This window comes from Pseudomonas sp. P5_109 (genome assembly GCF_034009455.1).
Taxonomy (GTDB): domain Bacteria; phylum Pseudomonadota; class Gammaproteobacteria; order Pseudomonadales; family Pseudomonadaceae; genus Aquipseudomonas.
The window spans coordinates 3218015-3228612 of record NZ_CP125380.1 but is presented as its reverse complement, the minus strand read 5'-3'; the positions used below and the strand labels follow the sequence as shown (position 1 = coordinate 3228612).

The 10598-nt window shown below is 61.9% G+C and carries 8 protein-coding genes; 4 read left to right on the top strand and 4 right to left on the bottom strand.

The window, feature by feature from the left end; genetic code table 11:
• The first annotated feature begins 46 nt into the window (after positions 1-46).
• The 3 genes from QMK54_RS14660 (at position 47) to QMK54_RS14650 (ending at position 6906) form a co-directional block, all read left to right on the top strand.
• Positions 47-1636 carry an arylsulfatase gene (locus QMK54_RS14660; protein WP_223596317.1) on the top strand — a complete coding sequence of 530 codons (1590 nt, stop codon included), beginning with the start codon at positions 47-49 and terminating at the stop codon, positions 1634-1636.
• A 185-nt stretch (positions 1637-1821) separates the two neighbouring features.
• Positions 1822-4335, top strand: a complete 2514-nt coding sequence (locus QMK54_RS14655) for a fused MFS/spermidine synthase (protein ID WP_320402793.1) — start codon at positions 1822-1824, stop codon at positions 4333-4335.
• Positions 4336-4545: 210 nt separating this feature from the next.
• Positions 4546-6906: a tetratricopeptide repeat protein gene (locus QMK54_RS14650; protein ID WP_320402792.1), complete on the top strand. Its 2361-nt coding sequence runs from the start codon at positions 4546-4548 to the stop codon at positions 6904-6906.
• A 153-nt stretch (positions 6907-7059) separates the two neighbouring features.
• Here QMK54_RS14650 and QMK54_RS14645 read toward each other — a convergent pair whose 3' ends face one another.
• Positions 7060-7554, bottom strand: a complete 495-nt coding sequence (locus QMK54_RS14645) for a hypothetical protein (RefSeq protein ID WP_110660526.1) — start codon at positions 7552-7554, stop codon at positions 7060-7062.
• A 158-nt stretch (positions 7555-7712) separates the two neighbouring features.
• Here QMK54_RS14645 and QMK54_RS14640 point away from each other — a divergent pair, with 158 nt between their 5' ends.
• Complete coding sequence (locus tag QMK54_RS14640; RefSeq protein ID WP_223596330.1) at positions 7713-8405, top strand: aspartate/glutamate racemase family protein; 693 nt, start codon at positions 7713-7715, stop codon at positions 8403-8405.
• Position 8406: 1 nt separating this feature from the next.
• Here the strand turns inward: QMK54_RS14640 and QMK54_RS14635 are convergent, their stop codons facing one another.
• The 3 genes from QMK54_RS14635 to QMK54_RS14625 form a co-directional block, all read right to left on the bottom strand.
• A complete protein-coding gene (locus tag QMK54_RS14635) occupies positions 8407-8928 on the bottom strand; it encodes a GNAT family N-acetyltransferase (RefSeq protein ID WP_223596332.1) in 522 nt (173 codons plus the stop codon).
• 84 nt (positions 8929-9012) lie between these two features.
• Positions 9013-9990 (bottom strand): LysR family transcriptional regulator, encoded by a 978-nt coding sequence (locus tag QMK54_RS14630; RefSeq protein ID WP_223596334.1) that lies wholly within the window; start codon positions 9988-9990, stop codon positions 9013-9015.
• A 71-nt stretch (positions 9991-10061) separates the two neighbouring features.
• Positions 10062-10502 (bottom strand): carboxymuconolactone decarboxylase family protein, encoded by a 441-nt coding sequence (locus QMK54_RS14625; protein WP_320402791.1) that lies wholly within the window; start codon positions 10500-10502, stop codon positions 10062-10064.
• Between the last annotated feature and the right edge of the window lie 96 nt (positions 10503-10598).

Genomic DNA, 10598 nt, shown 5'->3' with positions numbered 1-10598 from the left:
CGTTTGTCGCAGAACGCGACGCAAGTGAGCATAAGGAGCCAGTCAGATGACTCGCATACGTAAATGGATACCGAAACTCGCCCTGGTGGCAGCGTCGGTCATGGCAATTTCGGCAACTGCCGGGGCTGCCGAAAAACCCAACATTCTCGTGATCTTCGGCGACGATATCGGCCAGACCAACATCAGCGCCTACTCCATGGGTGTGGTCGGCTACAAGACTCCAAACATCGACCGCATCGCCAAAGAAGGCATGATGTTCACCGACTATTACGCGGAGAACAGCTGCACCGCCGGCCGATCGACATTCATCACCGGACAGTCGGCGCTGCGTACCGGGCTGTCGAAAGTCGGGATGCCGGGTGCACCGGTCGGCCTGCAAAAACGCGACATCACCATCGCCCAGGCACTCAAGTCCCAGGGTTACGCCACCGGTCAGTTCGGTAAGAACCACTTGGGCGACAAGGATGAGTACCTGCCGACCAACCATGGTTTCGACGAATTCTTCGGCAACCTCTATCACCTCAACGCCGAAGAAGAACCCGAGCGTCCGTACTGGCCCAAGGACGATCCTGCGTTCGTCAAGGCCTACTCGCCGCGCGGCGTGATTCACAGCTTTGCCGATGGCAAGATTGAAGACACCGGACCGCTGAACACCAAGCGCATGGAAACCATCGACGACGAAACCACCGCCGCCGCGCAAGCGTTCATCGAGAAACAGGCCAAGGCGGACAAACCGTTCTTCGTCTGGATGAACACCACGCGCATGCACCTGTTTACTCACGTGCGCGAGTCGATGAAAGGCCAGAGCGGCATGCCCGGCAACGATTACGCCGATGGCATGATCGAGCACGACGGCGACGTCGGCAAACTGCTGAAAACCCTTGATGACCTGAAAATCACCGACAACACCATCGTCGTCTACACCACCGACAACGGCCCGAACCAGTTCTCCTGGCCGGACGCGGCAACCACGCCGTTCCGTAACGAGAAGAACTCCAACTGGGAAGGTGCCTACCGCGTGCCGGCAATGGTCCGCTGGCCAGGCAAGATCAAGCCGGGTGAAGTGTCCAACGAGATGTTCTCGGGCATGGACTGGTTCCCGACCTTGCTGGCCGCCGCTGGCGATGCCGACGTGAAAAACAAGCTGCTCAAGGGTTGGGCACCGACTTCCGGCGGCAACAACTTCAAGGTGCATCTGGACGGTTACAACCAACTGCCCTACCTGACCGGCCAGGCACCCAAGGGTGAGCGCAAGGAGTTCTACTACTTCAACGATGACGGCGTGCTGGTGTCGATGCGTTTCGACAACTGGAAAGCGGTGTTCTGCGAACAGCGTGCACCGGGCGGCTTCAAGGTCTGGAGCGAACCCTTCGTATGCTTGCGCGTACCGAAGATCTTCAACCTGCGCATGGACCCGTATGAACGTGCCGACGTGGTGTCCGATCAGTATTACGATTGGCAAACCAAGAACGTCTACCTGGCGGCTGTAGCCGTTGAAAAATCGGCGACGTTCCTGCAGACCTTCATCGAGTATCCACCTAGCCAGAGACCGGCCAGCTTCAGCATCGACCAGATCCGTGCTGCGGTAGACGCCAAAATCGCTGAAAAAATGAAAGCGCAACAACCTGCACAGTAAGACCGCTGGACCGCCGCTCGCCCTCACCGGCGAGCGGACCTATTTTCGACTTGCGACCGCATCGACTTCATTCGCGAGCAAGCCCGCTCCCACAGGAGTTCGCATTCCAAGTGTGGGAGCGGGCTTGCTCGCGAAGGGGTTCACAAGGTCGCAGGCTTATTCGAATTGGAACAAGGCAATCCGCAATGACCTCACGTGTCGCCAGCAAGTCGTCGGCCATACCTGCCCCCCATGTCGCCTCCCCGGCGCTGTTGATCCCCGCCTTGTTGCTGTTCGTCTCCGGTGCCGCGGCGCTGGTGTATCAGGTGCTGTGGATCAAGCAACTGTCGCTGGTGGTGGGCGTCGAGGTCTATGCCATCACCACCGGGATCAGTGCGTTCTTCGCCGGGCTGGCCCTGGGCGGCTTGCTGTTCGGGCGCTGTGCTGACCGGGAGGCGCAACCGGTGCTGTTGTACGCCGGGCTGGAAGTGTTGGTGGCCGTGCTCGGCGTCGCTGCGACCTTCGCCATGAGCCAGGCGGCCAGCCCGTTTGCCTGGCTGGAAGAACATGCAGGCCTGCTGGCCTGGGTACTGCCCTTCGCGCTAGTGGGCATTCCCGCGCTGTTGATGGGCGGTACGTTGCCGGTGCTGGTTCGTTCATTGGCCAGCGACCCACAGCACCTGGGCAAGGCCGGCGGACAGCTTTATGCGGCGAACACTGCCGGGGCCATCGCCGGCACCCTGCTCGCCGCGTTCCTGCTGATTGCCACCCTCGGTGTGCGCGGCAGCGCGCTGGCCGCCGCCATGCTCAATCTGCTGGCCGCTGCGGGGGCCTTGTGGTTCCAGCGCCAGCGCGTGGCCCCCGTCGATGCCCCGGCGAAACATCACAGCGAAAAAGCCCCCGACCGCCTGGCCCTGTGGCTGTATTCCATCGCCGGCGGCGTGGCACTGGGCTACGAAGTGGTGTGGTCGCAATCGATCGTGCAATTCATGAGCACCCGCACCTATGCCTTCGCCGTGGTGCTGGCGACCTACCTCACCGGGCTGTTCCTGGGCAGCATGCTGCTGGCCCGCCGGGTCGATCGCCTGCGCGATCCCTGGGGTGTGTTCGGCTTGTTGATCGCCGGGGCCGGGATGGTTGCATTGCTGGAAATCGCCTTGCTGGGACGCTGGCTGGTACTCGCCCAGTCCCTGGCCGAATCCTGGGTACTGGCATTGGGCGGCAGTGAACTGGCAGGCATGAGCACACGCTTTGCCGTGGCTGCCTTGAGCATCGTGTTTGTACCGACCCTGCTGCTGGGCGCGGCATTCCCGTTGGCCCTACGCTTGAGCGTCGGCGGCGAACAGGTGGGGCGTAATGTCGGCGAAGTCGTCGCGTTCAATACCCTTGGCGGGATTGTCGGCGTGATGCTCTGCGGCTTTGTCCTGATCCCGATGCTGGGGCTGGTACGGACCCTGGGCCTGCTGGCGATGATTGCCGCCACCATCGCGTACCTCGCCGTGCGCAAGGGCCATGGGGTGAAGAAAGGCCGACGCCAGGCAGTGGTTGCCATCGGTCTGGTGTCGCTGGCACTTGCCCTGTTCACGCCGGTGAACAAGCTCGCCAGCCTGCTGCCGGGGGCGCGCAATGGCACGCTGACGTTCTATGAAGAAGGCCGTGGCGGCACGGTCGCCGTTGTCACCCAGGGCAGGGGCGAAAGAGCCTTCCAGCGCCTGTACATTCAAGGCGTGTCCAATACCGGCGATGCCATGCCGTCCCTGCGCTACATGCGGATTCAGGCGCTGCTGCCCCTGTTGATCCACAACGGTGAGCCGCGCTCGGCACTGGTGATCGGTTTCGGAACCGGCATCACCGCCGGCGCCCTGACCCGCTACCCGGGCCTGGAGCATCGCGTGGTCGCCGAGCTGCTGCCTTCGGTGGTCAAGGCGGCCCCCTTGTTCAAGGGCAATTTCAATGCCGCGACCGATCCGGGTGTCGATGTGCGGCTGCGCGATGGCCGCCAGGAACTGCTGCGCAACCCGCAGCGCTACGACCTGATCACCCTCGAACCGCCACCGCCCTCCGCTGCCGGCGTGGTCAACCTGTATTCCCGGGACTTCTACCAACTGGCTGCCAGTCGTTTGCAGAAACAGGGCCTGGTCGCCCAATGGCTGCCGCTGCCGACGCAGAACATCGACGATTCGCGCTCACTGGTGCAAAGCTTCCTTGATGTGTTCCCTTACGCGACCCTGTGGACCAGCGAGTTCCACGAGATGCTGCTGGTGGGGTCGATGGAGCCGATCGAGCTGGACGCGGCGAAGATCAACGCGCGCTTCCAGCAGGACAACGTACGCAACGCCCTGCAGGATGTGGGCGTTGGTTCGGCCGCAGCGTTGCTCGCCACCTGGGTGACTGACCGCGCGGGGCTGGAGCGCTTCGCCGCCGATGCGCAACCGGTGACTGACGATCAACCGCGCATCGAGTACGCGCCCTGGGTTCGCTCAAAAGAGATCAGCCGTGTGCTCCCGGCCCTGCTGGACCTGCATCAGCCGCCCGTGCTGCTCAATGCCGATGTCGGGTTCACCGAGCGCATGAACGTCCACCAGCAACGCCTGATGCAGTTCTACCGGGCCAGCCTGCATGCGTACGACGGCGACCGTGATGCCTGGGGCAGGGATATTCGCGAGGTGATGCGCGGGGATGCGGGGAATCCGTATTATCGGTGGTTTGTCGGGGAGTGATGCAGCGCCTTGGCGGCCGCCTTCGCGAGCAAGGCCGCTCCCACACTGGATCTGTGAGCGCCACAAGTCCCCTGTGGGAGCGGCCTTGCTCGCGAAGGGGCCGTCAGCTTCACAGCATCTGCCATTTGACAGACGCCGACCATCCGGCAAAGCTGCACCGAGCTTCAACGCGCGCCGCAAGGCAATCGCACCTGGACCATGGAAGTCGTAATGCCGAAACATAAAAATAAAGCTGCAACCACAACCCCTGATTCGCAACCGACCCTGATCAACCGTTATCTGTTCCCTGTCACCATCGGCATCTTGCTGCTCGCTGTGGCGGGTATTGGCTGGTTTTTGCTGAGCAGCACACCCACGCCGCTCAAGCCTGCCCCTGTCAGCGCTCCGGTCGTTGAACCGGCCAAGCCGCAACCGGTCGCTGTCGCACCGGCGAAAATGGTCGACGAGCAACAATGCCAGGGCTGCCACGGCGAACAGGTCAAGGACTGGCAAGGCTCCCATCACCAATTGGCGATGCAGGTAGCCAACGCCGACACCCTGCTCGGCGACTTCAACAATGTCACCTTCAAGGCCGAAAAAGAGACCACGGTGTTCTCGCGCAAAGGTGACGAGTTCTGGGTCAATACCCCGGGCATCGACGGCAAGAACGCCGACTTCAAGGTGGCCTATGCCTTTGGCATCGCCCCGTTGCAGCAATACCTGATCGAGGTCGGCGAAGGCCGCTTGCAAGCCCTTGGCATCGCCTGGGATACCGAGAAACAGCGCTGGTTTCACCTGTATCCGGGCCAGGGTGTGAACTTCAAGAACCCGCTGCACTGGAGCAAACCGAGCCAGAACGCCAACTTCATGTGCGTCGAGTGCCACACCACCGGTTTCAAACGCAATTTCGATGCGGCAAAAAACACCTTCGACAGCCACTGGAACAGCCTGGGTGTCGGCTGTCAGGCCTGCCACGGTCCGGCATCCAGTCACCTGGAATGGACGGCTAAGAAAACCGACCTGATCCATGCCGGCTTCGCCGTCGACCTCAAGGACAAGAACGCCACCGTCGAAATCGAGACCTGCGCCCGCTGTCACTCGCGCCGCGCACCGCTGGACGACGGCTTTACGGTCGGCAAGCGCCTGATGGACGACTACCTGCCGAGTGTCCTGACCCGTGAGCTGTACGCGCTGGACGGCAAGATCCAGGACGAAGTGTTCGAACACGGCTCCTTCGCCCAGAGCAAAATGTTCGACAAGGGCGTGCGCTGCAGCAACTGCCACAACCCGCACAGCACGCAGTTGAAAGCGCCGGGCAACGGCGTCTGCCTGCAATGCCATAACACCGCCGGCAAAACCACCGTGGAAGGCGTCGACGGCAAGGGCCTGCAAGCGAAAAACTACGACTCCATCGAACACACTCGCCACACCATGGGCCAACCGGGTTCGCAGTGCGTGGATTGCCACATGCCCGGCAAGTTCTACATGGGCAACGACTTCCGGCATGACCACAGCTTCAGCATCCCCAACCCCGAGCGGGCGAAAAAACTCGGTACACCGGACGCTTGCCTGACCTGCCACCAGGGCAAGGCCGGCGACAAGGTCACCGAGCAGTTCAAACTGTGGAACACCGCCAATGCCAGCGCGGTCCAGGCCCCTCGCTACGACGAAAGCCTGTGGCTGATTCGCAATGGGCAGGCCGGCGCCGCGCAGGCATTGTTCGAGCAACTGCAACGCAGCAACCTGCCAGCGATTCAACGGGCGACGCTGCTGGCCGAACTGCCGGCGTACCCGAGCGAACAGGCGTTGAAACTGGCGACCAAGGACCTGGGCAACCCGGCGCCGCAAGTCCGCGAGAGCGCCATCCGCGCGATCAGCGCATTCCTGCCGCCAGCGGAACGCGCGCCGCTGCTGACCCCCTTGTTGAATGACCCGGTGAGAGCCGTGCGCATCGCCGCCGCCCGGGATTTGCTCAGTGTCGCGCGCAACGGCCTGGGCACGGCCCAGGACAGCTGGAATGCCGCCATCGGCGAATACGAGACGGTACAGAAAAACCTGCTCGAACGCGCCGAAGCGAACCTCAACCTGGCGATGCTGTACCAGGCCAGCGGTCGCAATGCCGAAGTCGAAGGTTTCCTGCGCGCAGCCCTGCAACGCGACCCGGATTTCTTCCCGGCGCTGGTGACGCTGGTGCAGTGGCTGGAGGCCAACGGGCGCAGTCAGGAAGGCCATGCCCTGCTGGCGCAAAGCCTCAAGGACCACCCCGACTCAGGCCTGCTGCAACACACCCAGGGCCTCGCGCTGATTCGTGCGGGCCAGGCGGCTCAAGCCATGCCGTACCTGCGCCAGGCCGCGAAACTGGAACCACAGAGCGGGCAATTCGGCTACGTGCTGGCGGTGGCCCTGCATGACAGCGGCAAAATTGATGAAGCGTGCGAGGAGCTGGAACGGCTGTTGAAGGTGCAACCGGCCAACCGCAATGCCCGCTTGTCGTTGATGCAGTACTACCTGGACAACGGGCAGGAACCCAAGGCGCAGGTGCTGTTGCAGGGCTGGAAGAAAATGAACATGGGGGATCCGGCGTTGAAATGATGCGGGGCTCAAAGCGCTGTCTGATCAGCGCTTTCTATCGGCAAGCCAATGTGGGAGCGGGCTTGCTCGCGAAGGCAATCTGCCTGCAAATGATGATGATGTGGGGCTGACGGCCCCTTCGCGAGCAAGCCCGCTCCCACAGGATTTCTTGTCTCAGCCACGATCCCGGGGAATCAAGACCTGCAACTGCTGCGCGAGAAAATTCGCATCGAACGGGAACACATCCGGGTCCTTCAACCCATTGGTCTTGCGCCACTGCCAGCTATTGGAAGGCGGTTGGCAAACCAGCGAGACACTGCCGAAACGCGCAGCGGTCAATCCCATCACCGCCAATGAAATCTGCCCACCCGCCCCCATCACTTCCGGGACAAATTCCACCGGTTTGCCGGCAATCACAATGGACAGCTTCTCGGTCTTGAATGTCGAAGTCTCCACAGGAATGCTGGGGCCCGAGGCGACATACGCTTCGCGGTTCACCTCCAGCAGATTAGGCGCCTGCACCGGCTCCAGCCATTGCCCGATCTGATCGAACAGCTCACTGATACGCGCCCCCCAATTAGCCGACTGGGATTCAAACAGTTGCTTCTTGTGCGCTTCGCTTTCTGCATAGTGGCGAAGCATTTCGCCCAGTTGCTGTACGTCGTCCATTGCGGTGTTCCTTTGGTTGGAGCGATGCTGCGGACATTGAGCATGGCAGATGCGTGCCCCCGGTGTGCGACTAATAGCCAAGAGGTACGCCAGGGGTTTGCGCAATGGCGTGTTCGCGGGCACTGTAGGCACCCGTCAGCCCTGAACAGGAGCACAGCATGCGCACCATCGGCCTAATCGGCGGCATGAGCTGGGAGTCCAGCGCCGAGTATTACCGCCTGATCAACCAGCAGGTCCGCGAGCGCCTCGGGCCGTTGCGTTCGGCAACGTTGCTCATGTACAGCGTCGACTTCGGCCCTGTCGAACAGGCTCAGCACGCCGGTCGCTGGGACGATGCGGCGTTGATCCTGGTGGATGCCGCGCAGCGCCTGCAGGCCGGAGGCGCCGATTGCGTGGTGTTGTGCACCAACACCATGCACAAGGTCGCCGGGCAAATTCAGGCCGCCATCGACATTCCTTTCCTGCACATCGCCGATCCGGCCGCCCAGGCTGCGGTCGAGGCCGGGGCATTGAAGGTGGGCTTGCTGGGCACCGCGTTCACCATGGAGCAGGAGTTCCTCAAGGAACGCCTTGCCGCCCGGGGCTTGACCGTGTTGGTGCCGCAAGCCGATGAGCGCCAGGCCGTGCACCGGATCATCTACGACGAGTTGTGCGTCGGCGTGATCAGCGAAGCCTCACGCCGGGAGTATCAACAGGTCATCGCGTCGCTGGAGCAGCGCGGCGCCCAGGCGATCATCCTGGGCTGCACGGAAATCGGTTTGCTGATCAAACCCGAACACAGCGCCCTGCCCTTGCTCGACACCACCGAGCTGCATGCCCGAGCTGCGGTGGCGTTCGCCCTGGGCGACTGACTCAACCGGCCTTGGGCGGGCGACGCAGGCGCGCCATGCTCAAGGTGTCCACCAGGACGCCGTCGCGCACGGCGTAATCACGCAACAGGCCCTCGGTTTCGAAGCCGAACTTGCGATACAGCGCAATGGCCGCTTCGTTATCGGCAAATACCGAAAGCTCGACGCGTTGCAGGTTCATCCAGTTGTCGGCGATATCCAGTGCCGCCGCGAGCAGCTTCGAGCCCACGCCCTTGCCCTGCCACTCGACCGCAACGCCCATGCCGAAACTGCCGGCATGGTTGCGACGAATGCGTGAGAACTGCTCCAGGCCAATGTTGCCGATGACCGTGCCCTGATGCAGGGCCACCACTTTCACCAGGCGCTCGTTATCCAGCGCCAGGCGACTGCGCCAGAGCTCGGTGGACTGAAACGGCATTTGCAGGGTCTGCCGGGCGATTGCCGGATCGTTGTACAGCGCCGTGATGCCTTCGATATGGGATTCGTTGAAGCGTTCGAGGGTGAAAACGGGTTCGGTGGTCGGCATGGGTGAATCATCCTTGAAGCAGACATGGCCGTTCACTGTATCCCGAACGAAACCTTTGTGGGATTGCAGCTTGCCAAAACATCTTCACTCGAACCAATCGCGACGCTCGGCGAAGGTGTTTTCGATCAACTCGACGATCATCTTTACCTGCGCTTGACCCTGTGACTCGGCATTGACCGCCATCCACACCTGACGCCGCATCGGCTGGCCAAACAAACCCGGCAAGGCGATCAGTCCGCGGTCGAAGTGGCTCATGTAGTGCGGTAGCAGGCCGATGCAGGCACTGCAACGGATCATCTCCAGCATCAGCTCCCAGGATTGCAATTGCACCGCGCCGGCCAGACGCTGATCCACCAGTGCATTCCATGGCCGGAAGCTTTCTATCTGGCAATCCTGTCGCCATTGCACCAGGAGAAAGTCAGCCAGCTCATCCAGGCATTCCGGCCTGGCAGCCACCCGCGAGTAGCGCTTGGCAATGTGCGGCAGGTAATCGAGTTGCGCCAGGCGCCGCGGTTCGGTGGTGGCAAAGCTCGGCCCCGGTAACGGCGATTCAGTCTCGCCCAGCCACACCACCACGTCGGCGCTGACCGCCTGCAATGACAATTCACTGTCGAGCGTGATGATGTCCAGGCGCACGCTGGCGTTGCGCCGCAGCAGTGCAACCAGGTCACGTCCGAGAATGTCATGCAGGATGGAATCCGCCACGGCCAACCGAATCAGCGGCTGCTCGATCACTGGCAAATCACGCTCATGGGCCAGGGCGATCAATTGTGCGTGCAAGCGCAAGCCATCGCGGCTGAGACTCAAACCATTGTCGGACTGGTTGAACAGCGAGCACTGCAGTTGCGTTTCCAGCAGCACCAGTTGCCGGCGCAGACGGGTGGCCTTGATGTTGAGACTGCGGGCGGCCTGCATGAAACAACCGCAACGGGCACTGGCGGTGAAACACAGCGCCAGTTCGGGGTCGATTGCCGCCGCCATCTGGCGCCAGGACGCGTTTTTATCAATGGCTACGCGATACTCGGTAACCCCCTGGTGGGCGCTGGTTTGCATGACTGACATCGCGGACTCCCTGTCGACCAGACTGACAGTTCCATCCTGCGCATCGTTCATGAACCTGATATGACAAGGACTCAGGCGCTGGGCGTTTGCCGAAAGCTCACGGCCAGGCGATTCCAGCTGTTGATGGTGGTGACGGCGATGGTCAGGTCGACCATTTCGCATTCGCTGAACTGCTCACGGGCCTGGGCGTAGACATCGTCCGGCACGTGGCTTTCGGAGAGCAAGGTGACCGCCTCGGTCCAGGCCAGCGCGGCTCTTTCGCGCGGATTGAAAAAGTTGCTGTCGCGCCAGACCACAATGGAATACAGACGCCGGTCGCTTTCGCCCAGGCGCCTTGAATCCACCGAGTGCATGTCGGTGCAAAAGGCACAGCCATTGAGCTGGGAGGCACGAATCTTGATCAGGTGCAGCAGGCCCTGCTCGATGCTCAAGCTGCTGGTCAGGGCCTCCATGGCGATCATGGCTTTCATCGCCTTGGGGGACGCACTGTAGTAATCCAGGCGAAGGGTCATGGAGCGATCTCGTGCAGCTGTGATGTGATTCTTACGGTAATCGCAAGCGCAAAAGCAGGACAGATCCAATTACGCGATTTCCCCGTGGACCACCGC